At 72.9% G+C, this 24,999-nt stretch carries 21 protein-coding genes; 10 read left to right on the top strand and 11 right to left on the bottom strand.

Annotated elements, in window-relative coordinates:
• Positions 1-4 precede the first annotated feature (4 nt).
• Positions 5-916, bottom strand: a complete 912-nt coding sequence (locus Vau01_RS10880) for an SMP-30/gluconolactonase/LRE family protein (RefSeq protein WP_203990175.1) — start codon at positions 914-916, stop codon at positions 5-7.
• A gap of 58 nt (positions 917-974) precedes the next feature.
• Between Vau01_RS10880 and Vau01_RS10875 the strand changes: the two genes are divergently transcribed.
• Complete coding sequence (locus tag Vau01_RS10875; RefSeq protein ID WP_203990173.1) at positions 975-1,409, top strand: Lrp/AsnC family transcriptional regulator; 435 nt, start codon at positions 975-977, stop codon at positions 1,407-1,409.
• Positions 1,410-1,413: 4 nt separating this feature from the next.
• On the opposite strand, the gene Vau01_RS10870 is transcribed toward Vau01_RS10875, so the two are convergent.
• Complete coding sequence (locus Vau01_RS10870) at positions 1,414-3,363, bottom strand: SpoIIE family protein phosphatase (RefSeq protein ID WP_203990169.1); 1,950 nt, start codon at positions 3,361-3,363, stop codon at positions 1,414-1,416.
• Positions 3,364-3,515: 152 nt separating this feature from the next.
• Here Vau01_RS10870 and Vau01_RS10865 point away from each other — a divergent pair, with 152 nt between their 5' ends.
• The 4 genes from Vau01_RS10865 (at position 3,516) to Vau01_RS10850 (ending at position 7,895) form a co-directional block, all read left to right on the top strand.
• On the top strand, positions 3,516-4,001 hold the full coding sequence (locus Vau01_RS10865; RefSeq protein WP_203990164.1) for a response regulator: 486 nt from the start codon (positions 3,516-3,518) through the stop codon (positions 3,999-4,001).
• A gap of 23 nt (positions 4,002-4,024) precedes the next feature.
• Positions 4,025-5,974 (top strand): amylo-alpha-1,6-glucosidase, encoded by a 1,950-nt coding sequence (locus tag Vau01_RS10860; RefSeq protein WP_239151483.1) that lies wholly within the window; start codon positions 4,025-4,027, stop codon positions 5,972-5,974.
• 42 nt (positions 5,975-6,016) lie between these two features.
• The gene (locus Vau01_RS10855) at positions 6,017-6,718 is read left to right on the top strand and encodes a hypothetical protein (RefSeq protein ID WP_203990161.1); all 702 of its coding nucleotides are present in this window, start codon (positions 6,017-6,019) and stop codon (positions 6,716-6,718) included.
• A 94-nt stretch (positions 6,719-6,812) separates the two neighbouring features.
• Positions 6,813-7,895 (top strand): hypothetical protein, encoded by a 1,083-nt coding sequence (locus tag Vau01_RS10850; RefSeq protein WP_203990159.1) that lies wholly within the window; start codon positions 6,813-6,815, stop codon positions 7,893-7,895.
• Here the strand turns inward: Vau01_RS10850 and Vau01_RS10845 are convergent.
• The 4 genes from Vau01_RS10845 to Vau01_RS10830 are packed head-to-tail and all read right to left on the bottom strand — an operon-like array spanning position 7,876 to position 13,588.
• Positions 7,876-8,616: a hypothetical protein gene (locus Vau01_RS10845; protein ID WP_203990157.1), complete on the bottom strand. Its 741-nt coding sequence runs from the start codon at positions 8,614-8,616 to the stop codon at positions 7,876-7,878. The two genes, Vau01_RS10850 and Vau01_RS10845, sit on opposite strands and share 20 nt — an antisense overlap.
• A gap of 58 nt (positions 8,617-8,674) precedes the next feature.
• Positions 8,675-11,746, bottom strand: coding sequence for an ATP-binding protein (locus Vau01_RS10840; RefSeq protein WP_239151482.1), 3,072 nt, complete (start codon positions 11,744-11,746; stop codon positions 8,675-8,677).
• Positions 11,747-11,767: 21 nt separating this feature from the next.
• On the bottom strand, positions 11,768-12,700 hold the full coding sequence (locus Vau01_RS10835; protein WP_239151481.1) for a hydroxymethylglutaryl-CoA lyase: 933 nt from the start codon (positions 12,698-12,700) through the stop codon (positions 11,768-11,770).
• 9 nt (positions 12,701-12,709) lie between these two features.
• Positions 12,710-13,588, bottom strand: a complete 879-nt coding sequence (locus Vau01_RS10830) for a sigma-70 family RNA polymerase sigma factor (RefSeq protein WP_203990155.1) — start codon at positions 13,586-13,588, stop codon at positions 12,710-12,712.
• A gap of 106 nt (positions 13,589-13,694) precedes the next feature.
• Here Vau01_RS10830 and Vau01_RS10825 point away from each other — a divergent pair, with 106 nt between their 5' ends.
• Positions 13,695-14,153, top strand: a complete 459-nt coding sequence (locus tag Vau01_RS10825; protein ID WP_203990153.1) for a carboxymuconolactone decarboxylase family protein — start codon at positions 13,695-13,697, stop codon at positions 14,151-14,153.
• Here Vau01_RS10825 and Vau01_RS10820 read toward each other — a convergent pair.
• Positions 14,116-14,541, bottom strand: a complete 426-nt coding sequence (locus tag Vau01_RS10820; RefSeq protein WP_203990150.1) for a pilus assembly protein CpaE — start codon at positions 14,539-14,541, stop codon at positions 14,116-14,118. The two genes, Vau01_RS10825 and Vau01_RS10820, sit on opposite strands and share 38 nt — an antisense overlap.
• Before the next feature lie 56 nt (positions 14,542-14,597).
• Between Vau01_RS10820 and Vau01_RS10815 the strand changes: the two genes are divergently transcribed.
• Both Vau01_RS10815 and Vau01_RS10810 read left to right on the top strand, forming a co-directional pair.
• Positions 14,598-16,181, top strand: coding sequence for a hypothetical protein (locus tag Vau01_RS10815; RefSeq protein ID WP_203990148.1), 1,584 nt, complete (start codon positions 14,598-14,600; stop codon positions 16,179-16,181).
• Between the two features lie 93 nt (positions 16,182-16,274).
• Positions 16,275-17,552, top strand: coding sequence for an ABC transporter ATP-binding protein (locus tag Vau01_RS10810; RefSeq protein ID WP_444546026.1), 1,278 nt, complete (start codon positions 16,275-16,277; stop codon positions 17,550-17,552).
• A gap of 59 nt (positions 17,553-17,611) precedes the next feature.
• Here the strand turns inward: Vau01_RS10810 and Vau01_RS10805 are convergent, their stop codons facing one another.
• Positions 17,612-18,193: a hypothetical protein gene (locus Vau01_RS10805; protein WP_203990144.1), complete on the bottom strand. Its 582-nt coding sequence runs from the start codon at positions 18,191-18,193 to the stop codon at positions 17,612-17,614.
• Positions 18,194-18,278: 85 nt separating this feature from the next.
• On the opposite strand from Vau01_RS10805, the gene Vau01_RS10800 reads away from it, so the two are divergent.
• A complete protein-coding gene (locus Vau01_RS10800; protein WP_203990142.1) occupies positions 18,279-18,620 on the top strand; it encodes a YciI family protein in 342 nt (113 codons plus the stop codon).
• 56 nt (positions 18,621-18,676) lie between these two features.
• A complete protein-coding gene (locus Vau01_RS10795) occupies positions 18,677-19,867 on the top strand; it encodes an RNA polymerase sigma factor (protein WP_203991019.1) in 1,191 nt (396 codons plus the stop codon).
• Here the strand turns inward: Vau01_RS10795 and pta are convergent.
• The 3 genes from pta to Vau01_RS10780 form a co-directional block, all read right to left on the bottom strand.
• Positions 19,836-21,941, bottom strand: a complete 2,106-nt coding sequence (gene pta, locus Vau01_RS10790; RefSeq protein ID WP_203990140.1) for a phosphate acetyltransferase — start codon at positions 21,939-21,941, stop codon at positions 19,836-19,838. The genes Vau01_RS10795 and pta overlap by 32 nt on opposite strands.
• A gap of 9 nt (positions 21,942-21,950) precedes the next feature.
• Positions 21,951-24,179, bottom strand: coding sequence for a putative bifunctional diguanylate cyclase/phosphodiesterase (locus Vau01_RS10785; RefSeq protein WP_203990138.1), 2,229 nt, complete (start codon positions 24,177-24,179; stop codon positions 21,951-21,953).
• Between the two features lie 80 nt (positions 24,180-24,259).
• Positions 24,260-24,970 (bottom strand): PAS domain-containing protein, encoded by a 711-nt coding sequence (locus tag Vau01_RS10780; protein WP_203990136.1) that lies wholly within the window; start codon positions 24,968-24,970, stop codon positions 24,260-24,262.
• Positions 24,971-24,999: the final 29 nt, after the last annotated feature.

The following is a 24,999-nucleotide window of genomic DNA, read 5'->3' as shown; positions in this document are numbered from 1 at the left end:
CCGATCATGCCTGGCGGAAGGCGGGGAGGAGGGGTGGGCCGGTCACCCCCATCACCAGCGAGTACAGCGTGGTGTCGGCGGCGATGAACAACCGGTTGCGCTTCGCGCCGCCCCACCGGATGTTGGCCACCACCTCGGGGACGAGCAGCCGGCCGAGCAGCGTGCCGTCGGGGTCGTAGCAGTGCACGCCGCCGTCCATGGCCGCGGCCCAGAGGCGTCCGCCGTCGTCGAACCGGATGTTGTCGAACGTGCCGGCCGAGCACGTCACGAAGACCTCGCCGTCGTCGAGGGTGCCGTCGTCCCGGACCGTGAAGACGCGGATGTGGTTGGCGCGGGTGTCCGAGACGTACAGCCGCTGCTCGTCGAGGGAGAACACCAGCCCGTTGGGGCCGAGGAACCCGTCGGCGACCAGGCGGACCTCGCCGTCGCGCGGGTCGACGCGGTACACGTTGCAGGCGCCGATCTCGCTCTCGGCGCGGTGCCCCTCGTAGTCGCTGGTGATCCCGAAGTCGGGGTCGGAGAACCAGATCGAGCCGTCCGACCGCACCGCGGCGTCGTTCGGGCTGTTGAACCGCCGGCCGTCGTATCGGTCGGCGATGACGGTGATCGACCCGTCGTGCTCGGTGCGGGTCACCCGGCGGTTGCCCTGTTCGCAGGTGACCAGGCGGCCCTCGGCGTCGAGCGTGTTGCCGTTGGGGTGGCCGGCGGGGGACCGGAACACGCCCACTTTGCCGGTCGTCTCGTCCCACCGGAGCATGCGGTCGTTGGGGATGTCGCTCCACACCAGGTACCGCCCGGCGGGGACGTACAGCGGCCCCTCCGCCCACCGGCAGCCCTCGAACAGCGTCTCCAGCTTGGAGTCGCCCGCGGCGCACCGACCGGTGCGGAACCGATCGTCCAGAACCTCGTATAGCATGCAGCCAACTATTCATGACACCATTCGGTAGTTCAAGACAGATGCCGAAGGAGATTCATTGGACGACATCGACCGGCGGCTGCTGGCGCTGCTGCAGGAGGACGCCGCCCGCCCGTACGCCGCGTTGGGTCAGGCGGTCGGCCTGTCGGCGGGCGCCGCCCACGAACGGGTCCGCAAGCTGCGCGAACGCGGCGTCATCCGGGGGACCGTCGTCGACGTCGACCCCGTCAAGATCGGCCGCGGCGTGCTCGCGTTCATCCTGGTCGACTCGAACGCGTGGATGGGCGAGTCCGCCGACGCGTTCGCCGCCGTCACCGAGATCCAGGAGGCGCACATCGTCGCGGGCAGCGCGTCGGTGCTGGTCAAGGTGCGTACCGCCACCACCGAACAACTCCAGGACGTGCTGCGCCGCCTCTACACGATCGACGGCGTGAGCGGCACCCAGGCGATCGTCGCCCTCGACACGTTCTTCGAACGCCCGGTCAGCCCATAAACGATCACGGCAGCACGCGGGTGCCGAGATCGGTGAGGTCGAGGACGTACCGCGCGATCGACCCGGCCGGTGCGTGCAGCTCGACCGGGCAGTCCTCGGTGAGCTGGTACAGGAACTGCACGCCGGCGCTGGCCAGCAGCGTCACCGGGGTCAGGTCGATCACCAGGGGACGGGCCTCGTAGCGCTGGATCGCCGCGCGCAGCAACGGGGTCGTCGTCGCGTCGACCGGTCCGTGCACCGCGACCCGGGGCCGGGCGCCGGCCTCGTCGGTCACCGTCGTGCGGAATTCGGCGCGGGCTGCGGGTACCGGGGACTGGTCCTCGTCGCGACCGACCACCGTGGCGTGACACGGTCGGAGCGTCAGCGTCACCGTGGTGCCGTGCCCGCCGCTGTCGATGACGACCTCCTCGCACACCGCGCGCATCAGGCTGATGCCGCGGCCGCCGGGGCCGCCGCCCGGCGCGCGCCAGACGCCGTCGTCGTCGACGGTGATGCGCACCGATCCGCTGCCGTCGAGGTCCGCGACCAGCCCGACGCGGCCCGGCATCCGGTCGACGTAGGCGTGTTCGACCACGTTCGTCGCCGCCTCGCAGGCGGCGAGCGTGATGCTCAGCGCGTCGGTGGCCCGCACGCCGAGCGGCTCCAGCCAGTCGGCGATCGCCTCGCGCAGGCGGGCCAGTTCGGCCGCGTCGGCCCGCGCGTCGACCACCAGCGGCGCCACCGGTTCGCGCAGCAGGTGCGCGGCCAGCACGGTGACGTCGTCGTGGATGCCCCACCGGGTGATGCGCTCGACCGCCAGGGTCGTCAGCCGGTCGGCGACCGTGCGCGGTGTCGTCCGGCCCCCGCCGGTCACGGCGGCGGCGGCCACGCGCGCGAGCCGGTCCAGGCCGTCGCGGGCGGTCTCGCCGGGACGCTCGATCAGGCCGTCGGTGTAGAGGAGGACGGCGTCGCCGGGTTCGAGCTTGCGGATGACGGGGGACGGCGCGGTCCCGCGCACGCCGAGCGGGCCGCCGTGGGTGTTCGGCAGGTACTCGGTGCGCCCGTCCGGATGGCAGACCAGCGGCGGGGGATGGGCCCGGCAGAGGTACTCCAGCGTCTGCGCCGTCGGGTCGAGGACGGCGATGCACACGGTGGCCGCGCGGGTCGCCGGCGTGCGGGCCGCCGACGCGTCGAGCCGGTGCACGGCCTCGGCGATGTCGACGTCCGGTTGCTGTAACGCCTCGTGGAGCACGGTCTGCAGCCGGGCCATCGCCGCGGCCGCCTCCGCGCCGTGCCCGACGACGTCGCCGACCACCAGCGCGATGCGGCCCGCGCCGAGCGGCACCGCGTCGAACCAGTCGCCGCCGGCCTGGAGCTCGGTCTCGGCGACGAGGTAGCGGGCGGCCATCCGCACCTGCGGCAGCACCGGTACCGCGTCGGGCAGCAGGTGCTGCTGCAACGTGAACAGGATGTGCTGGGTGGCCTCGAGGCGCTGCTCCGCGCCGGCGATGCGCTCCTGGGCGTCGCGGCGCTCGTGCACCTCCGCCGTCACGTCGACCGCGTGCGCGACCACCCCCCGCGCGGTCCCGTCCGGGTTGCGCACCGGGATCAGCGAGAACGTCAGGACGACCTCGGAGTCGCGGTCGTGGGGGTCGAACATCATGCGCCACTCGACGGCGGTGAACGGCCGCTGTTCGGCGAGCACCTGGTCGAGCAGCTCGTAGAGCTCCTGACCGACCAGGGCGGGCGCCGCCTCGCGGAGCGGCAGCCCGATCACGTCGTCGCGCTGGTACAGCGCCCGGCAGGCGGCGTTCGCGGCCCGGAGGACGTGTTGCGGTCCCTCGAAGTAGGCGATCATCGCCGGCACGCGCTCGAACGCCTCGACGATCGCGGCCGGGTCACCCGCGCGGCTCAGCCGCTCGGCTAAAAGGGGGTCACCCCCGGGATCGGATCCGGTGGGGCCTGTCGTGGTCATCGTTGACCTCCAATCCCCGGCTTCCGTCTTACCGCTCTGACGCTAGCGGATTGACGGGAATCCGACCGGACGACCCGGATCGGGTGACCGATGTTCCGGACAATTCACCGTTCGCCTCGACAGTGTTCCGGGTGCGGGGGACACTCGGCGTCATGACTGGTGCAGCAGACGGCCGGTTACGGGGCCGGTCCGTCGAGCGACCGTTGAACGGCTCTGACCGGTCCGTTCTCTCGAGCCTCGCGGATCTCGGGGTTGCCGCCTCCGGCGACGGCCGTCCGGTGGCGCTGCTCGTCGCCGGCGACATCGACCCCGGGCAGGTGAGCAAGCGCCTCGACGCGCATTTCCGCATGATCGTCACCACGAACCTGCCCGCCGCGGTGAGCGTGCTCGCCGAGGTCCGGCTCGACTTCGTGCTCATCGACGCCGCCCTGACCGATCCGGCGATGATGGAGCTGATCACCCAGGTGCGGGTCCGCCAGTGGCTGCGCGACCTGCCGATCATCTGCTACGGCTCGGCGGCGCCGGGCAGCGCGGTGTCCCGGCTCGCCGGGCTCGCGGCCCACGACGTGATCGTCGAGCCGGTCAGCACCGACGAACTGGTCTCGCGCATCTCGGCCGCCCTGTCCGTGGGGCGCTGATTCCGCTCCGGCGCTCGTCGCGGGTGAGCGTTCTCGACGGCACGACGTTCGTCGTCAGCGACGGTCGGGGCGACGTCACCCCCGACCGGGAGGACCCCACCGGCCTGTTCCACCGGGACACCCGGCACCTGTCGCGGTGGGAGGTGCGGCTCGACGGTCATCCCCTCGACGCCCTCCACGGCGCCGCCACCACCGTCGACGAGGCCGTGTTCACGCTGGTCGAGCCGACCGGAACGATCTACCGCGACCCGACGCTCGCGCTGACGCGGCGCCGGACGGTCGGTGCCGGCATGCGGGAGGAGCTACGGCTCGCCAACCACGGCGACGCGGCCCGGACCATCGAGCTGTCGGTGCTGTTCGAGGCCGACTTCGCCGACCTGTTCGAGGTCAAGGATCGCCTGAACAAGGCCGGTGAAGCGTGGTCTGAGGTCGCCCGCGACGCCGTGAAACTGGGTTACCGGCGCGCGGACTTCCGGCGGGAGACCGTGATCCGCGCGCCGGGCGCGGTTCTCACCGCCGGATCGCTGGTGTTCCGGGTGCGGCTGGAGCCGGCGGCCGAGTGGTCGGTGGAGATCCGGGTCGAGGTGGGTCCGCCGGTCCGGGCCGCGGCACCGATCATGGGGACGGAGGAATGGCTGGCCGCGCTGCCGCGTCTCGAAACCGGCTGGGACGACCTGGACCGCGTGTACCGGACCAGCCTGGCCGACCTGGCGGCGCTGCGCTTCGTCCCCGATCTTCCGCCCGATCTCGAAGGCGCGGTACCGGCCGCCGGCCTGCCGTGGTTCATGGCCCTCTTCGGCCGGGACAGCCTGATCACCAGCTACCAGGCGCTGCCGTTCGCGCCCGACCTGTGCCGGGCCACGCTGCGCGCGCTCGCGGCGCTGCAGGCCGACGCGGTCGACGACTTCCGGGACGCGGAGCCGGGCAAGATCCCGCACGAACTGCGCCACGGCGAACTGGTGCACGTCGGCGAGCGGCCGCACGCGCCCTACTACGGCTCGGCCGACGCCACCCCGCTGTTCCTCATCGTGCTCGACGAGTACGAACGCTGGACCGGCGACGCGTCCACCGTGCGCGACCTGGAGGGCGCCGCCCGCGCCGCGCTCGCCTGGCTGGACACCGGGTTCATCACGTACGAGACCCGGAATCCGGTGTCCGGCCTGCCGGTGCAGTGCTGGAAGGACTCGGCCGACGCGATCGTGCACCCCGACGGCCGGCTCGCACCGCTGCCGCACGCCACCTGCGAGCTCCAGGGCTACGCCTACGACGCGCTGGTGCGCTCGGCGCGGCTCTTCCGGTGCGTGTGGGGCGATCCCGGGTTCGCGCTCGGGCTGGAGAACCGCGCCCGGGCCCTGCGGGACCGCTTCGAGGCCGCCTTCTGGCTCCCCGACCTCGGCTTCTACGCGCTGGCGGTGGACGGCGACGGGGTGCCCGTCCGCACGCTGACGTCGAACATCGGGCACCTGCTGTGGAGCGGGATCGTGCCCGACGACCACGTCGACCGGATCGTCGACCACCTGCTCGGGCCCGCGCTGTTCTCCGGCTGGGGCGTCCGCACGCTCGCCGCCGGGCAGCGGCCGTACAACCCGATGGGCTACCACCGTGGGACGGTGTGGCCGCACGACACCGCGCTCGCCGTCGCCGGACTCACCCGCTACGGCCGCCGCGCCGAGGCGGCGACGCTGTCCGTCGCCCTCCTGGAGGCGGCTGCCCACAGCGGTTTCCGGTTGCCGGAGGTGTACGTCGGCACGTCGCGGTCTTTGAACGCGACGCCGGTCGTCTACCCCACCGCGTGCTCCCCGCAGGCGTGGGCGGCGGGAACGCCGTTGCTGCTGCTGCGCTGCCTGCTGGGGTTGCGGGCCTCGGACGGGCGGCTGGTCGTCGACCCGCACGTGCCGGACCGGTTCGGCGGGCTCGCCCTGCGCGGGATCCCGGGGAGGTGGGGCCGGGCGGATGCCGTGGAGATCCGGTGAAGTCCCGCGTCGGCCTTTCATCGGCCACCTACGATGGCCCGCGTGTCTCTCTCGTTGATGGGTCGACTGTCCCTGGCCGTGCTGCACGAGCGGCGCGGCCGCCGGCGAGCCGGCTACGCGCTGGCGGCGGTGCTGGTGATCGGCTGGACCGCGGTGCAGGCGATGTGGGTGAACCCGTTCCGCCTGCTCGTGCTGGAACCGGTGTCGGACGAGACCGTGGTGTTCGTCATCTACGGCGTCGCGGCGGGCCTGGCGGTGGCGACGATGCTGGTCGGCCTGCGGCGCCGGCTGGGCATCGCGCTGGCCGCGGTGACCGTCGCGCTGTCGATGCTGGTCGCCGGCGTGGTGGTGCTGAACCGCCACCTGTACGCCGACGACGAACCGGGTTTCCGGCAGGTGTCGGAGGAGGTCGTGGGCCGCTCACCGGACGGGCGGTTCGAGGTGGTCACCACGTCACAGCGGGGCGACGAGGACGCCGACTTCTGGTTCGAGGAGTACCACGTCGAGTCCCGCGCGGGCCTGTGGAGCCGCCGCAGCGACTTCATCGCCGTCCTCGACCATCCCCTCGACAACCCGGGCCTGCGCGTCGACGAGGTCCGCTTCACGGGCGACCGCGCGATCCAGCTGCGAACCAGCGACGGTCGACAGTGGACGGTCGCCTTCGACCCCGATTCGCTCCGGGTCTCCCACTGGCTCCGCTCCTGCGACGAGCCCGGCGGCCTGTGCTGGCTGCCGCTCACCTGACCCACCGGTGCGCTAAAAGCGTGCTAAATCCGGGGTGACGGCGTCGCGACGAGGTGGGTGGGGCGGGCATCCTGGGTGCGCGGAGGTGATGAGGATGCCGGAACCCACGCCGATCTCCACCGGCCCCAAGCGCTTTGCCCTCGGGGCCGACCCGGGTGTCCTGGAAGAGGTGGCCGGGCAGTGGCGGGCGCGGGCGTTGCTGGCGGCGTCGGCGCAGTTGACCGTCGACCAGGCGGCCGCAACGGTCGCGTTCACCGGGTCGTGGGTGGGCGCGAGCGCCGACAGCTACCAGAGCCACCGGGCCGACCTCACCGGCGGGCTGGGAACGCTGGCGGTGCTGCTGACCGGTGGCGCCGACCGGATCGACGCCGTGGCGGCGATCCTGCGGTGGGGTCAGGTGGAACTCGACGCGCAGCGGGCCGCGCTCGACGCGGTGCCGCACGAGGCGACGTCGAGCGGCGGCGTGGAGTTCCACCCGGCCGACGAGGCACAGGCCGACCTGGTCCGGGCGGTCATCGCCAACACCGGCGAGATCCGGTCGACCGTCGACGCCGACCTGGTCGCCGCGGAGTCGGCGCTGCGCGACGCCCGCGACGGATTGGCCACGGTGCTGGAGCGCTGGGAACCGAACACGCTCACGTTGCTGAACCTCAACGTGGGGCAGGGCAAGGGAAACGTCTGGCAGGGCGCGCACCTTCTCGGCATGGACCACGCCGACGAGGGCACCGAGACCGCGGAGATGGACGAGATCGCCGACATCGTCCACGGGAACGGCGCCGACGTGGTCACCGTCCAGGAGGTCTTCCGGAACGACCTGGGCGAGCTGGAGCACCACCTGGAAAGCGACGGCTCCCAATGGGAGGTGCGCTACCAGGAGGCCGACCAGAAGCAGCATTTCGGCGACGGCTTCCTCGACTTCGGCGACCCCGACGACTGGAGGTACGAGTCCTTCGGCAACGCCGTCCTCGTGCGCGACGGTGACCTGACGGGCACCGTCGCCGGCGACCGCGACGAGTCGGGCTTCGTGCTCGACGAGAACGGTCGCGAGGCCCAGGTCGCCCGCGACGCGGCCGCGGCGGGGCACCCGTACCCGAGCGCGCTGCCCGACACGTCGACCGTCGACGAGGGCCGCGCCGTCGCCGTGGCCGAGGTGGACCTCACCACTCCGCGACGGTGACGTCGACGGTCTGGCCCTGGTGGTCGGAGGGGCCGCCGTCGACCACGCGGGCGTTGGTGCCGGCCAGGCCGCTGGCCCGGATGTGGTCGATCTGCTGGCCCTCGCCGTCGTTCGAGGTGGCGCCGGTCGGGGCCAGATCGGTGTAGCCGATCTCGCCGAAGCCGGTGAGCGCGCGGGCCGAGTAGTTGTCGTCGTCGGTGGCGCCGGCGGGCAGGCCGGTGCGCGTGTCCTCGCGGAGGCTGCCGAAGTTGGCGCCGGTGTTCTCGTTGCCGTCGAAGCCGAGCAGCGCCGGGCCGGTGACGGTGGAGGCGTGCCCCGCCATGGTGCGCAGCTGCTCGCCGCGGAGGTAGTCGTCGGCCAGCTTGTTGCCGCTGTGTACGTGGCCGCTCATCACGGTGAGGGACTGCGGCCCGGCCGCGACCATGCTGTCGGCGGTGGCCTCGTCGGTCTGCTGGAACAGCGTGATGACCTGATCGAGGCGGGCCGTGTCGGCGGCGAGTGCCGAGACGAGGTTGTCGTAGGCGGTCTTCGCCGTCTCCTTCGCGTCGCAGAACGCGCTGTAGCAGGCGATCGCGCCCGGCGTGTTGCCGAACGTGGCGCCCTCGACGGGATCGACGCTTCCGGCGGTGGTCTGGCCACCGGCCATCGTGTCGCCCGCCGCGGCGACCTCCGCCGACAGCCGGCCCAGCTCGTCGAGGTTCGCGTGCACATCGTCAGCCATGCCTCGACCGTAGGCGCCACCGCGCACCTCGAACCTCAAGTCATTCCTAAATGGACGGTCACCGGGCCATCGCGAACCCGGTGGTCCACGCCTCGTACTCCACCGTGCCCGCGACGCCCGCGGCGTCGAGTTCGATGCGCAGCCGGGTGACGACGGTCTTCGCGGCCGACTCCTCGCAGTGGAGCAGGAGGCCGAAGCGGTCGTCGTCGACGCGGGCGAGGACGTCGCCGTCGCGCAGGGCCCGGCGGGCGGCGCCGGCGGCGGCCAGGCGGTAGGCGTCCGCGGCGCTCGGGCCGGTCGCGCGGGGTCGCGCTCCCGGCGGCACGTCCATTGTGGACGGTGGGAGCACGTCGAGCCACACGACGACCGTCGGGTCGGCGAGTCGTTCGTAGGCGGCCCGCGCCTCCGCGAGGATGCGCTCCCACCCCCGCGCGTTGGGCAGGCCGGTGAGCCGGTCGGTCTCGGCCGCGGCCACCCGCTCCATCAGTAACGCGTGGCTGGCCCGGCCGTACGCGCGGTCGGCGGCCAGCACGGCGGTCAGCAACTGCCCGAGCAGGGCCAGTTGCGGCCGGGCGTCGGCCAGGCGACGGTCGTTCGTGCGGGCCTCCGGGTCGAGCCCGCAGATCGCCCCGAACACCGAGCCGTCGCTCTCGCTGATCACCGCACCGGCGTACGTGCCGATCCGCACCAGGTCGTTGACGCCCGCCCGCGCGTACTCGGGAACCGACTGCGCGTCGGGCGCCACCGTCGGCGCGCGGCCGGCGGCCATGTGGATGCAGAAGCTGTCCTCCCACGGGTGGCTGCCGCCCTGCCGCAGCCCGTACCCGTTGTCGGCGTCGAGGTACAGGTACGTCTGCCGGCCGTTCTCCACCCGGGTGACGGCCCAGAACGCCAGCGGGAACTGCTCGTGCAGGTACTCCAGCACGAGGTTGGCCGCCCGGTCGAACCGTTCCGCCGGCGCGGTCGCGGTCTCGGCCGGCGAAGGCGCGGGCGGCGAGGGCGACACCGGTCCGGGAGCGGGTGGGGCAGGAGTCGCCACCGGTGGCGGGGCCTCGGCCGGAGCGGGCGGCACCGGCTCGTGGTCCACCGGGATCGTCCCGCCCTCCGCCGGCAGCGTGAACGTGAACCGCGACCCGCGACCCGCCGGATTGTCGGTCGCCACGATGGTGCCGCCGTGCCGTTCGACGATCCGCTTGCAGATCCCCAGCCCCAGCCCGGTCCCGGCGTACCCGGCCGACCGGTGCGCGCGGTGGAAGTTGTCGAAGATGGTCTCGTGCTGCCCGGCCGGGATGCCGATGCCGTTGTCGGAGATGTGCACGGCCACCCGGCCGTCCGGCCGCTCCTCGGTGACGACGTCGACCCGGGCCACCACCCCGGGCTCGGTGTACTTGATGGAGTTGCTGATGAGGTTGTCGAGCAGCTGCCGCAGCAGCACCGGGTCGGCGTGCACCACGGACGGATCCGGCCGGGAGAAGACCGGCACCGGCTTCCCGCTGCTCTGCGCCTGGTCGATGCGCGCGGTCGCGATGTCCTCGACCACCTCGTCGAGCCGCACCGACACCGGTGCCACGGTGGCGTCGCGGGCGGTGGTGTAGGCGAGGAGGTCGTTGATGAGGTTGCGCATGCGGCGGGCGGCGCGCCGGATGCGCGTCACCCCGCCGGCCGCCTCGGCCGCGACCGGTGTGTCGCCGGCGTCCTGCAACAGTTCGTCGAGCGCCTCCGCCCACCCTTCCACGGTGGTCAGCGGGTTGAGGAGGTCGTGCGCGACCACGCCGGCGAACGACGCCAGTTCGTCGCGGTGCCGGCGTTCGGCGGTGACGTCGTGGAAGACGGTGACCGCGTACCGGTGCCCGTCGCGGGTGCCGGGCAGCGCGGTCGAGCTCACCCGGAGGATGCGTCCGTCGGGCACGCCGGCGTTGCGCACGAGCACGTCCTGGTCGTGGACGTCCTCGCCGGCGATGGCCCGCCGGTGCGGCATCTCCGACCCGTCGATCGGCGTGCCGTCGAGGTGGAACAGCCCGTAGAAGCCGGGCTGGGCCAGCTGCCCGGTGCCGGTGACGAAGCCGCCCATGAGGTCGCGGACGGCGGGGTTGCGCAGCAGCATCCGGCCCTGCTCGTCGACCACGGTGAGGCCCTCGCTCATCGAGTCGACGATGGTGCTCAGCAGCCGCGCCTGGCCGGTGGCCGCCTCCTGGGCGCTGCGCTGCACCTCGATGAGCTCCTCGCGCTCGTCGCGGCCGAGGGCCAGCGCGAGACCGACGACGGCCACCATGCCGACGAACAGCTGGGCGACCAGCGCCCGCGCGGCGTGGCCCGGTATCGCCGCGAACGGCCCGGTGCCGTGCAGGGTGAACAGGACGGCCACCGTGCCGAACGTCAGGTCGTGCAGGATCACGAACCCGGTGCGCAGCCGCACCCCGGCCCACACCGTCATCACCAGCAACGTGAACGCCAGCGGCAGGTCGTGGTGGACGCCGAACACCAGCACGTAGCTCACCGCCGACAGCACCACCACCACGATGTACTCGGCGCTGACGGCCGCTCTCAGCCGCGTCCACACCTGACCAGGACACGGGCCGTGCAGGAACTGACCCAGCCTGATCCCGGCGGCGCCGATCAGCAGGATGCTGGCGGTGTTGCGGGTCATCCAGACGGCCGTGGCCGACCACGAGTACGCGCCCTGCGCGATCCACACGCCGGTGGGGCCGATCAACGCGCCGCACGTGGTGCCCAGCAGCGCGGCGGCGACGAGTCGCCACAGCTCGGAAAGCCGCGCCAACGGCCGGGTCCCGCCGCCGCCCCACAGGTGCGGCAGCCACCGGTGGAACAGGTACGCGAACAGCTCCGCCTGGGCCACGTTGGCCACCACGAAGAACAGCGCCAACCACGGCGCCACCCCGGTGGCCACGTTCACCACGACGGTCACGGCGGCGAGCGCCAGCACGTCGAGCGCCCGCCACCGCGAGCGGTGCTGGACGAGGAACCAGATCGCCGACACGCCCGCCGCCGGCCACACCAGGCTGAGGTTGGTCTTGTCGAGGACGGTCATCCGGCCGGCGATCGTGGCCACCAGGTACAGCCCGGTGAACCCCAGCGTGCGCGGCAGCGACGTGGACAGACCCACCGACACCTATCGGCACGCCGCGACGGCTCATGAGGCGAGCGCGGTCACCGTCCGGGACGGGCTCGGCCGGCCCAGCTCGCCGGCCATCCAGACGCTCGTCGCGACCAGCGCGCCGAGGTCGACGCCGGTCTCGATGCCCAGCCCGTGCAGCTGCCAGACCAGGTCCTCGGTGGCCAGGTTGCCGGTCGCCGACTTCGCGTACGGGCAGCCGCCCAGCCCGCCCGCCGACGCGTCCACCGTCGTGACCTCGTGCTGGAGCGCCACCAGCGTGTTGGCCAGCGCCTGGCCGTAGGTGTCGTGGAAGTGCACCGCGAGCCGGGAGACCGGCAGCCCGCGCGCGTCCAGCGCGGCCAGCAACCGAGCCACCTGCCCGGGCGTGGCGACCCCGATGGTGTCGCCGAGGGAGATCTCGGCGCAGCCCATCCCGGCCAGCGCCAGGGCCACGCCGACCACCTGGTCGACCGGCACCGCGCCCTCCCACGGGTCGCCGAAGCACATCGAGACGTAGCCCCGCACGTTCCGGCCCGCCGCCAGCGAGGCCTCGACCACCGGCCGGAACATGTCCAGCGACTCGGCGACCGTCCGGTTGAGGTTGCGGCGGGCGAACGTCTCGGTGGCGCTCGCGAACACGGCGATCTCGGTGGCGCCGGCCGCGAGCGCGCGGTCCAGGCCGCGCGCGTTCGGCACGAGGACGGGGTACCGCCGGCCCGGCGCGAGGTCGGCGGCGAGCAGGTCCATGAGTTCGGCCGCGTCGGCGAGCTGGGGGATCCACGACGGCGGCACGAAGCTCGTCAGCTCGACCGCCGGCAGCCCGGCCGCGACCAGCCGCCGGACGAACTCCGCCTTGACCGCGACCGGGACCACCGCGGACTCGTTCTGCAGCCCGTCGCGGGGCCCCACCTCGTACACGGTGACCCGGCCGGGCAGCCCGGGCATGGCAATGACGCTGGCCGGCTCCACCCGGCGAGCCTACGTCAGGACCACCTCCAGCCCGCCGATCACCTCGGGGTCGGCCACGGCCTCCATCCCGATGATCGTGTCGTCGACGACGATGAACATGATCACGACGCGCGGCCGGCCGCCGGCCAGCACCACCGCGGCGGGGGCACCGTCGACGAACGCGGGCCGTGCGGCCCGGGCCCGTCCGTTGAAGAACCGCGCCACGGCGTCCCGGCCGTGCATGTCGGCGGGCGCGCCCAGCCGCCGGGCGGGCTGGTCGATGCGCAGCACCACGTCGGGGTCGAGCAGCGTGAGCAGCGTCTCGAAGTCGCCGCCGCGCGACGCGGCCAGGAACGCCTCGACCACCCGCCGCTGCCGCACGGCCCCCGGCGCGGCCGGTAGCTCCGCGGGCTCGGACTGGACCCGACGACGCGCGCGGCTGGCCAGTTGACGCGCCGCCGTCGGGGTGCGGCCCACGATCGGGGCGATCTCCTCGAAGGGGACGGCGAACAGGTCGTGCAGCACGAACGCGAGCCGCTCGGTCGGGGTGAGCGTCTCCAGCACCACGAGCAGCGCCACGCCCACCGAGTCGGCGAGTTCGGCGGTCTGCGCGGGGTCGGGGATTCCGGCACCTGCGGTGGGCGCAGCCTCCGGCGGTGCCCCGTCGAGCGGGTCCTCCCGCCGGACCGCGCGGGAGCGCAGCATGTCCAGGCACACCCGCCCCACCACCGTGGTGAGCCAGCCGCTGAGGTTGTCGACGGTGTCCGCGTCCACCCGCCGCAGGCGCAGCCACGCCTCCTGCACGGCGTCGTCGGCCTCGGCGGCCGAGCCGAGCATCCGGTGTGCCACCGAGCGCAGCCGGGGCCGGTCGGCCTCGAACCGCCGGGCCAACACGTCCTGATCGGTCACCGTTCATCCCCTTTGTGATGGAGACCACATGTGTCACAACCACCCGCCGGGCGGGAGTCGTAAGGGTGACGTGCACCGAGGCACGGATGTGACAGAGGAGTGAATCATGGAGCCGCGCATCACCAACCCCGCCGCCCTGCTGCCCGACGCGGTCCAGGCGGTCAACATCCTCTACAAGACGGCGCACTCGGCCGGTGTGCCGAACGCGACGCTGGAGCTGGTGCACCTGCGCGCCAGCCAGATCAACGGCTGCGCGCCGTGCGTCGACTCGGGTGCCCGCGCGATGCGCAAGGGCGGCGAGAGCGACGACCGGCTGTTCGCCGTCGCGGTGTGGCGGGAGACGCCGTACTTCACCGAGCCCGAGCGGGCCGCGCTCGCCCTGGCCGAAGCGGCCACCCGGCTGGCCGACACCCCGGACGCCGTGCCGGACGCCGTGTGGGACGCCGCCGCGGAGCACTTCACCGAGCAGCAACTCGCGGCGATCGTGCTGTGGATCGCGACGACGAACTTCTTCAACCGGATCAACGTCACGACCCGGCAGTCGGCTCCCCAGCACTGGGGCTAGTGCCGACCAGCCGGTACAGGACCGCGGCCGCGTAGGCGTCGGGCGGGCTCGCGGCCAGCACGTCCGGCTGGCCGTCGACGACCACGCGGTACCCGTCGCCGTCGTGTTCCAGGCGCTGGAACGCGTCACCGAGCATGTCGCGGAGCTGGTCCTCGCGGGGCAGCCAGATCGCCTCGTCGCGCTCGATGTCGTCGAGGGCCCACTCGGTGGTGCCGTTGAACCCGATCACGGTGCCCCGCGGCAGCTCGTGGATTCCGACGATCATGTCGCTGAGGACGAACGTCTCGTCGTCGAGGTCACGGTCGGGGATCGCGAAGTGGTCGCCGGTGGCGGGCTGCCACGTCACACCGGCGTCGCGGAGCCGGATGGCCAGGTCGAGGCGGATCACCGTTCCATGGTGGCACCGTCCCGCGGGTACGCCATCGGCATCCTACGATGGCGCGCATGTCACGGGGGAGAAGTCTGGTCGGCGCCCTGCTGGTGGTGCCTGCGCTGGCCATGCTGGTCGGTTCGGTGGTGCTGCCGGCGTTCGACACGGTGGTCACGAGCTTCGACGAGAACAGCCGGTGGATCGGCGACCCGGAGCCCGTCTACGGCTTCGGCAACTACGGGGACATCTTCCGGCTGGGCTTCGGCGGCAGCCTCCTGAACGGGCTGCGGCTGGCGGCGGTTCCCCTGCTGCTGGTGGTGGTCGTCGCGCCGGTGCTGGCGGTCGCCGCGCAGGCCGGCGGCACCGTCGTGCGCCGGCTGGTGCGGGTCGCGCTCGTGCTGCCGCTGGCCGCCTACGCGCCGGTCGCCGTCGCGATCGCGGGGCAGTGGGACGCCGGGCGGCCGGCCGACGCGCGGGGCGAGCTGGCGCTGTACTGGTGGTCGACGCTGGGGCTGTTCACGGCGCTGGCCGTGCTCGGGTACCTCGCGGTGCTGCGCCGGCGCGACCCCACCCGGTCCCCGGTTCCCGCCCTCCTCCTGGTGGCCGGTGTCGGCGCGGCGGCCGTGCTCGCGGTGGCGTTCCAGGAGTTCACCTACACGTACGTGGGCGCGCCGGGGCCGGGCGGCCCGCGCAAGGCCTACCCGATGCAGGTGATCTACCGGTTCGCGTTCCTGTACGCCCGGCCCGGGGTGTCGGCGGCCGGCTCGACGGTGCTGCTCGTGCTCTTCGTCCTGCTCGGCCTGCTGGTCACGGTCGCCCTCGTGGTGAGCCGGGCGCGGCTGGCGGTGCCGCCGTCCGGCCCGGTCGGGCCGACGCCGAAGGCCCTGCGGATCGGCGGCGCGGTGGTGGCGGGCGTCGTCGGGGTGACGGTGCTGGTGTTGACGGTGGTGGGCCTGTGGCCGTGGCTCGCCGACCTGTTCGGCCCGCGGTCCGACGCGTACGGCCAGGTCCCGTCCGGCGTCGGCGTGTCGACCTGGGTCCCGTCGCTGATCTCCACGCTCGTCGCGATGGCGGTGACCGTGCTCGCCGCGTACGGGATCGGCTGGCTGCGCCCGCTCGGCCGGCACAGCGAGTGGCTGCTGCTGCCGTTCGGGCTCTTCCTGTTCGTGGGGCTGGGTCCGGTGTCGGTCAGCCACTTCGAGCGGGCCCGGAGGTGGGAGGTGCTCGACTCGTTCCTCGGTCTCGTGCCGCCGACGTTCGTGGTGGTGCCGGTGCTGTTCCTGCTCACGCTGCTGTTCGCGGGTCAGGCGGCGCGCGGCGAGGCGGTGCTGGGGCGGGGGCGGCCGGTGCGCAGCGCGACGCTGCTGCTGCCGGTGCTGCCGATGGTGGGCGTCGCGTTCCTCGCCACCTGGCTCTTCCGGGCCCAGGACCTGCTCTGGCCGATGCTCGCCGGGCCGGATCCGCAGCACCGGACCGGTCCGCTCTACCTGGTGGAACTCACCGCCCGGGCGGTCTACGCCCGCCGGATCGACGACGGGTTCCCGGTCGGGCTCGCGCTACCCGCAGTCGTGTTCGTGGCGCTGCTCCTGATCGTGGCTACTGTTCAGATGCTGTACCTGGATCGGGTCGCGCTGCGCACCGGTCCGGATACGGACTGACGCCACGGTCGGTCGCGGGGTCAGATTAAGCCGTTCACCCGATGGTCATCGTCCGGTCACAGTGGTGAGAGTCTCCGTGCTGGCGATGGGGAGGTGGCCGTGGAGGTCCTGCTGCGGGACGTATCCAAGGTCTTCCCGGGGGGAACGGTAGCGGTCGACACCGTGAGCCTGGACGTGCGTCCGGGCGAACTCGTCGTGCTGCTCGGTCCCTCCGGGTGCGGTAAAACCACGCTCCTGCGCATGGTCGCCGGCCTCGAACTGCCCACGTCGGGCCAGGTGATGCTCGACGGCCGTCCCGCACGCAGCGTGGCGTTCGCCGGACGCGACGTGGCGATGGTGTTCCAGGAACTGGCGCTCTACCGGCACATGAACGTGGCCGAGAACATCGGTTTCCCGCTGCGGTGGGCCGGCTTCGACGACGTGGCGCGGCACGAGAAGGTGCTCGCGGTGGCGTCGGCGCTGGGCATCGGCGGGCTGCTCGAACGGCGGCCGAGCCAGTTGTCCGGCGGCCAGCGGCAGCGCGTCGCGATGGGCCGGGCCCTGGTGCGCAACCCCCGCCTGTTCCTGATGGACGAGCCGCTGTCGGATCTCGACGCCCAGCTCCGCAGCGAGCTGCGCGCCGAGATCGTCGAGGTGGTCAAGGATCTCGGCTCGACGTGCATCTACGTGACGCACGACCAGACCGAGGCGCTGACGATGGCCGACCGGGTGGCGATCCTCAAGCGCGGGGTGCTGCAGGACCTCGGCCCGCCGACTCAGGTGTACACGCGCCCGGCGACGCTGTACGTGGCGGCGTTCCTCGGCAACCCGAGGATGAACCTGATGGAGGCGAGCGTCGGCGTCGTGCTCGACGAGTACGTCGGCATCCGGTTCGGCGGGCAGGGCGTGGGCGAGCAGGAACTGCGCCTGCCGTGGCTGCACATGCAGGCCCGGATGCTGGCCCGCTACCACGGGGAGCGGATCGCGGTCGGTTTCCGCGCCGAGGCGCTCACCCCGGTCGGCGCCGGCGAGACCGACAACGTGCTGCACGGCCGGGTCCGGTACCTGGAGCACCACGGACACGAGTCGCTGGCCTACCTCGACATCGGCTCCACGGCCGTGCAGGTCGACGAGACCGGGCACGACCGCACCACCCGTCCGGCCCGGCGCGGCGTCCGCGGGATCCTGGCCCGGCTGAACAGCCGGCCGGTGCGGGAGCCGGTGGAGGAGCGGATCAGCGGCCGGCACCAGCGCCAGCCCGGTGAGCTCACGGTGCGGCTGGCGCCCTACCCCGGCATCGCGACCGGCCACCCGGTGACGGTGGCGGTCGACGTGACCCGGCTGCACTTCTTCGACCAGGCCGGCGACCGGATCGACATGCCGCGCCGCTGAACCGGGCCTGGATCAGGGCGCCCGGTCGGCGAGCCAGCGGACCAGCCGTGCCTCCCGTATCAGGGCGCCCGGTCGGCGAGCCAGCGGACCAGCCGTGCCTCCCACCCGGGCCGGTCGGCGAGGAACGCGGCGAACCACTCGCGGCGGCGCTCGGTGTTGCGTTGTGCCCACCGGCGTCCCGGAAAGACCGGTTCCGGAAGCAGGTCGTCGAGGTCGAGCGTGGTGCGGGTGAACCACGGGGTGGCCCGGCCGCCCGGCCGCTCCCGGGTGATCCCGGTGAGGGCCTCGTCGGTGCGGGGGCCCTGGGTCTCCGGACGGTACGGCCCGGCGGAGAACGTGTCGACCATGTCGAGGAACCGCTCGACCAGCCGGTCGGTGACGTGGTCGGCCAGGGTCGGCGGGCTGCCGCGGTAGTGGTCCCGCTCGCGCCGGGTGGTGCCGATCCGCGCCTCGACGTCGTCGGCGTTGCGGTCGTCGGAGAGCGTCTCCGCCTGGGCCAGCGCGACCGACTCCGCGCGCCGGTAGCGGCGGTGCGCCGCCGTCTTGATGCGGTGCCGCTGCTTGCGCAACCCGTGGCGCGCGGCGCTGACCGACTGCCGCTCGTAGTCGCGCGTCTTGTCTTCCCGGGGTGACCGGTCCATGCCTCGAGTGCAGCAGACCCCCATGCCGCCGAACAACCGGATAACGGCGTCCGGAAGGATCGGATGGGAGACCGAGGAGGAACCGATGCCGCAGTATGCAGTCCTGATCTTCTCGCCCGCTCCGGCCGACCCGATGTCGATCACGCCGGACTACCTGGAGCTGCTCGATCGCTACCCCGCGCAGGTGGCGGAGCTGGGCGGGCGGATCGTCACCGGGTTCGCCCTGCAGCCGAGCACCACGGCCACCGCGATCCGCGGCGACGTGGTCACCGACGGCCCGTTCATCGAGGCCAAGGAGGTGGCGGCGGGCTTCTACGTCCTGGAGGCGCCCGACGACGCCACGGCGGTCGCGATCGCCAAGCTGAACCCGGCCACGATCGACGGCGGCGTCGAGGTCCGCCCGCTGTTCCTCCCACCTACCGGGTGAGTCGGGAACAGGCGGAACGCGCGATCGCCGACGCGCACCGTCGGGAGTGGGCGTTCGTGCTCGCCGCGACGGCGCGCGTCACCGGCGATCTCGACGTGGCCGAGGAGTGCGTCCAGGACGCCTACGTCGCCGCGCTCGACGCCTGGACGCGCGACGGCGTCCCCCACAAGCCGGGCGCCTGGCTGACCACCACCGCCCGGCGCAAGGCGCTCGACGTGCTGCGCCGCGACACGGTGTTCCGCGCCAAGATGCCGATGCTCGTCGAGGACGAGGCGGCGGCACCGGAGGAGCCCGACGAGGAGGCCGTCGCCGACGACCGGCTCCGGCTGATCTTCACCTGCTGCCACCCGGCGCTCGCCCGCGAGGCGCAGGTCGCGCTCACGCTGCGGCTGGTGTGCGGGGTGGCCACCGGCGACGTCGCGCACGCGTTCCTCGTGCCGGAGACCACGATGGCCGCCCGGCTCACCCGGGCGAAGAAGAAGATCACCGCGGCGCGGATCCCGTACCGGGTGCCCGGCGCGGCGGAGCTCCCCGAGCGGCTCGACGCCGTGCTGAGCGTCGTCCACCTGCTCTACACCACCGGGCACACCGCGCCGACGGGCGCCGACCTGGTGCGCGCCGACCTCGTCGACCGCGCGCTGCACCTGGCCCGGACGCTGCACGCGCTGATGCCCGACGAACCCGAGGTGCGCGGCCTGCTCGGGCTGCTGCTGCTCACCGACGCCCGCCGGGCCACCCGCACCGACGCCGACGGCCGCCTCGTGACCCTGGAGGAGCAGGACCGCTCGCGCTGGGACCGGGCGATGATCGACGAGGGCCGCCGGGTCGTCCTCGACGCGTTCCGCACGGGACGGGTCGGCCGCTACGCGCTGCAGGCCGCGATCGCGTCGCTGCACGCGATCGCGCCGACCTACGCCGACACCGACTGGCGGCAGCTCGTCGGCCTCTACGACGAACTGCTGAAGGCCTGGCCGTCGCCGGTGGTCGCGCTGAACCGGACGGTCGCGCTCGCGATGGTGGACGGCCCGGCGGCGGCCCTCGCGGAGATCGCCGCCCTGGAACGGGACGGCCGGCTCGACGGCTACCACTACCTGCCCGCCGTCAAGGCCGACATCCTCCGCCGCGACGGCCGCACCGCCGAGGCCGCCGCGGCCTACCGCGCGGCGCTGGACCTCGTCGACAACGACGCCGAACGCGAGTATCTGAACCGGCGCCTCATTGGGACAGGGCCGCCTGCACCGCCGTGATCGCGACCGTGTTCACGATGTCCTTCACGGTGGCGCCCCGGGACAGGTCGTTGACGGGACGCCGCAGGCCCTGCAGCACCGGGCCGACGGCGACCGCGCCGGCCGACCGCTGCACCGCCTTGTAGGTGTTGTTGCCGGTGTTGAGGTCGGGGAACACGAACACGGTGGCCCGACCGGCCACCGTGCTGTCGGGCATTTTCGTGGACGCCACCGCGGGGTCGATCGCCGCGTCGTACTGGATCGGGCCGTCCACCGGCAGGTCGGGTCGGAGTTTGCGCACCCGCTCGGTCGCCTCGGCCACCTTCGTGACGTCGGCACCGGCGCCGGACGCGCCGGTGGAGTAGGAGAGCATGGCGACCCTCGGCTCGATGCCGAACGCCGCCGCGGTCTCCGCCGACGACAGCGCGATGTCGGCCAGTTGGGTCGCGTCAGGGTCGGGGTTGACGGCGCAGTCGCCGTAGACGAGCACCCGGTCGGGCAGCAGCATGAGGAACACGCTCGACGCGACCGAGACGCCCGGACGCGTCTTCACGATCTCGAACGCCGGCCGGATCGTGGCCGCCGTGGTGTGCACCGAGCCCGACACCATCCCGTCGGCGTGTCCATTGTGGACCATCATGGTGCCGAAGTAGTTCACGTCGCGCATGACGTCGTGCGCGAGGTCCGACGTCATTCCCTTGTGGCGGCGCAGTTCCACGTACTGCTCGGCGAACCCGTCGCGCAGGTCGCTGGTGACCGGGTCGACGACGTCGGCGGCCTCGAGGTCCAGGCCGAGGTCGCGGGCCTTGCGCCGGACCGTGTCCGGGTCGCCGAGCAGCGTCAGGTCGGCGGCACCCCGCCGCAGCAGCGTGTCGGCCGCGCGCAGGATGCGCTCCTCGGTGCCCTCGGGCAGCACGACCCGCCGCCGGTCGGCCCGCGCCCGGTCGAGCAGTTCGTACTCGAACATCATCGGCGTCACGCGCGTGGACCGGCTCACGTCGAGGACGCGGGAGAGCTCACCACCGTCCACATAGGACTCGAACACGCCGAGCGCCGCCTCCACCTTGCGCGGGTACGCGGCCGACAACCGGTGCTCGATGCGCGTCGACGCGGCGATCGTCCCGAAGCTGCCGGTCTCGACCCGCAGCACCGCGAGCCCCGAGCCGAGCCCCTCGAACACCTTCAGCGCCACCGGGTCGGGCTCGATCCCGAGCGTGAGCACGATGCCGGCGGCCGACGTGACGCCGGCGACCTGTGCCGCCGCGGTCGCCACCAGCAGGTCGTTGCGGTCGCCCGGCGTGATGATCAGCGCGCCCGGCGTCAGGTGGGCCAGCACCTGCGGCACCTGCGCGGCACCCACCACGTACCCGAGCACGTCGCGGCCGAGGGCCGCGCTGTCGCCCGTCACCACCTCGGCGCCCAACGCCGCCGCGACCTCCGCGACGGTCGGCGCGCCGAGCGTCGCGACCGCCGGGATGACGAACGACGGCACCGGCAGGTCGGGCGGCCGCAACGCTGACAACAGCTGGTTTGTCGCCGAGGGAGGCGACGGCGGCGCCCGGTTGATGACGACGGCCGCGACCGTCGCGTCGAGGTCGGTGAGGCTGTGGTACGCCGACCGGGCCTGGTCCGGTAACGCCGCCGCCTCCGACGCCGCGCCGTTCACCACGGCCACCACGACGCTGCCGAACTCCGTCGCCAGCCGGGCGTTGAACGCGAGCTCGCGGCTGAGGCCGCCGGCCGCCTTGTGGTGACCGTCGTCGAAGTCGCTGCCGACCACCACGACCGCGCCGCAGCGCCGATCGACGGCCCGGTACCGGTCGACGATGTGGGCCAGCAGGTCCTCCCGGCGGCCGTCGGCGACCATCGCCGCCGCCTCGGCGTACGTGACGCCGTACAGCTCCGCGCGCGGGATGTCGACGCCGTACCGGGCGCGGATCAGGTCGATCGTGTCGTCGCGGTCGGCGTCGACGACGAGCGGCCGGAATACGCCGAGCTCCGGTACCCGGCGGGACAGGAGCTCGGCGATACCGAGTGCCACCGCCGACTTTCCCGCCCCGGCGCCGTTCTCGGCGATGTAGATGCTGCGTGCCACCCTGCCAACCTAGACGCTGGGCAGCGGGCTCGTCGGATCCGCCATCAACTGGTCGATGTGCACCGCCGAGGCCGGCCGGGCGAACAGGTAGCCCTGGCCGTAGTCGTAGCCCAGGTCGCGCATCGTCGACCACTGGGTGTCGGTCTCGATGCCCTCGGCCACCGTCTGCAGCTGCAGCGCGCGGCCGAGGCCGAGCACGGCGTCGGCCAGCGTCGTGTCGTCGGCGTTGTGGCCGCCGACGAACGAGCGGTCGACCTTGAGGATGTCGACGGGGAAGCGCTTGAGGTAGCTCAGCGACGAGTACCCCGTCCCGAAGTCGTCGACGGCGACGCGCACGCCGAGGTCACGCAGCTCCTGGAGCATGAGGGCGGTGGCGTCCACGTCCTGCATCAGCATCGACTCGGTGATCTCCAGCACGATCGCGTTCGGGTCGACGCCGGTCTCCGCGAGGACGGCTGTGACCTCCTCGACCAGGCCGGACCCCTGGAACTGGCGGCCGGACACGTTGATGCTCATGCGCAGGTGGGTGGTGGCCGGGTTGTCGCGGTGCCACTGCGCGAGCTGCCGCACCGCCTGCCGGATGATCCATTGGCCGAGCGGGACGATCAGCCCGGTGGCCTCCGCGATCGGGATGAACGTGTCCGGGCCGACGAGCCCGTCGACCGGGTGGTGCCAGCGCACCAGTGCCTCCACACCGACGAGGCGGCGGGTGGTGAGGTCGACGATCGGCTGGAAGTAGAGCACGAACTGGTCCTCGTCGAGGGCGCGCTCCAGGTCGGCGCGCTGCTGGGTCTCGCGGGTGATGTCGGTGTACATGACCGGGTCGAAGACCGCGAACCGGTCGCGGCCGTCCCGCTTCGCGGCGTACATCGCGAGGTCGGCGTTGCGCAGCAGTTCCTCGGTGTCGCAGTCGTCGCCGGCCTTGGCCACCGCGACGCCGACGCTCATCGTGCAGACGACGTCGCGGGCGTCGAGGCGGATCGGCTCCCGGGTGACGGCGAGCACGCGCTCGGCCAGTTGCGCGGCGCCGAACTCGTCGAGGTTCTCGACGATCAGCGCGAACTCGTCGCCGCCGAGCCGGGCCAGGGTGTCGCCCGGACGCACCTGCGCCCGCAGCCGGTCGGCGATGATCGTGAGCAGCCGGTCGCCGGCGCTGTGGCCGAGGCTGTCGTTGACGAGCTTGAAGTCGTCGAGGTCCACCAGGATCACGGCGACCTGGGCGCCGTCCCGGCCGAGCCGGGCGATGGTGTTGGCCAGCCGGTCGTGGAACAGCGCCCGGTTGGCCAGGCCGGTCAGCGAGTCGCCGAACGCCTGCCTGGTCAGCTGCACCTCGAGGGCACGGCGCGAGCTGATGTCGCGGAGCCCGAGCACGCACGCCGACAGGTCGGGGTCGTCGGTGCGGTTGCGGCCCAGCACGTCCACGTAGATCACCGAGCCGTCGGCGCGGTGGGCGCGGACCTCGACGCGGTCGGTGTCGCCGGCCCGGCCGCTCGCGAGGGCGGCGATCCAGTCGGTGAAGCGCAACGCGTCGTCGGTGTGCACGAGGTCGCCGAACCGGGTCCCACGCAGCGCGTCGGACGCGTGCCCGAGCACGGTGCGCACGGCAGGGCTGGCGTAGCTGACCGTGCCGTCCGGGTCGACGGCGACCACGACGTCGGACGCGCTCTCCAGCAGCAGTTCGGTGCGGCGCTCGGTCGACCGGCGGTGGTCGTCCTGCCGGTACCGGTTGTTGGCGGTGACCGCGGCCACCGTGGAGACCGTGGCGAGGGCCGCGCCCAGCACCACCACGCTGCCCGTGTTGCCGGTCGGCCGGTCGAGGATCAGCACGGCGAGCCCGATCATCGACAGCATGCCCAGACCGATCACCTCGCGGGGTGGGTACAGGGCCGCCGCGAGCATGATCACCAACGTGACGGCGGCGACGTAGACGGCGATGGCGAGCCGGTCGTTGGACGCGTACAGGTAGATCAGCGGCAGCTCGGACACCCACCAGCTGAAGAGGAACTCGCGGGCATGCGGCCGCCGCACGATGCGGGCCCACGGCAACGGGAACGCGGACGCCTGCGCCAGCACCGCCAGCCCGAGCGGGATGAGCCACCACCGCAACTCGGTGTCCCAGTCCAGCGCGACCCGGAGCATCGCGAGCGACGTGACGATGACCGCGATACCGGTGCCGAAGTAGATCTGGCGAACCCAGTACTCGGCCTCGTGGTCGTCTTCGATCGGAGTCAGCCGCACGTGGGGAGTTCGGTCGCGCGGTCACCGACCTGACGAGAACCTGTTGCGTTCGGGTGGCTCGTCGGGTGCGGAACGGTTGCTTACGTGGCTTCCGGCGCCTGGGAGCCGATCGCGATGCCGGCCACCCGCCGGGGGCGGTCGCCCGCGTACGTGACCACCCGGCCCGACGCGTGCACCCATCGGGGCGCGCAGCCGTCCCGGGGGACGCGGTAGTCGGCGGCGTACTGCTCGCCGCTGTCGAGCGCGTCCTTCATCGCGTCCTCGATCACGGGACGGTCGTCGGCGTGCACCGCGGCCAGCACGCGCTCGGCGGTGAACGGCGTGTCGGCCGGCAGCCCGAACAGCTCGTGGAACGCCGCCGAGCCGCTGACCGTGTCGGACGCGAGGTCCCACCGCCAGGTGGCCACCACCTCCCGGTGCGGCTCCGGCGGGCGCCGGTCGCTGATGTCCATGCCCACCAGGTACAGCAACTGCTCGTCGGCGACCGCGACGCCGTCCCACCGGGTCCACCGGTAACTGCCGTCACGGCACAGCAACCGGACCTCGTAGCCGTCCATCGTGCCGTCGTCGAGCAGGCACCGGCGGGCCAGGTCGGCGTCGAGCCGGTCCTTCGGGTGCACGAGCTCCCAGTACGGCACCGACCTGAGCTCGTCGGGGCACCAGCCGAGGAGCCGGCCGAAGGCCGGGTTGGTGACGAGCAGGTAGCCCTCGAAGCTGCCGGCACCCATCATCGACGGGGCGGACTGCCAGAGTCGCTGCAGAAGGGCGGCTTCCGGGATGGCCGTGCGCATTGTTCCGATATACCTTGCCGATCGGCCCA

The organism is Virgisporangium aurantiacum, from assembly GCF_016863635.1.
GTDB classification, from domain to species: Bacteria; Actinomycetota; Actinomycetes; order Mycobacteriales; family Micromonosporaceae; genus Virgisporangium; species Virgisporangium aurantiacum.
The sequence above is the reverse complement of the archived record's forward strand: the minus strand, read 5'-3'. Positions and strand labels throughout refer to the sequence as shown.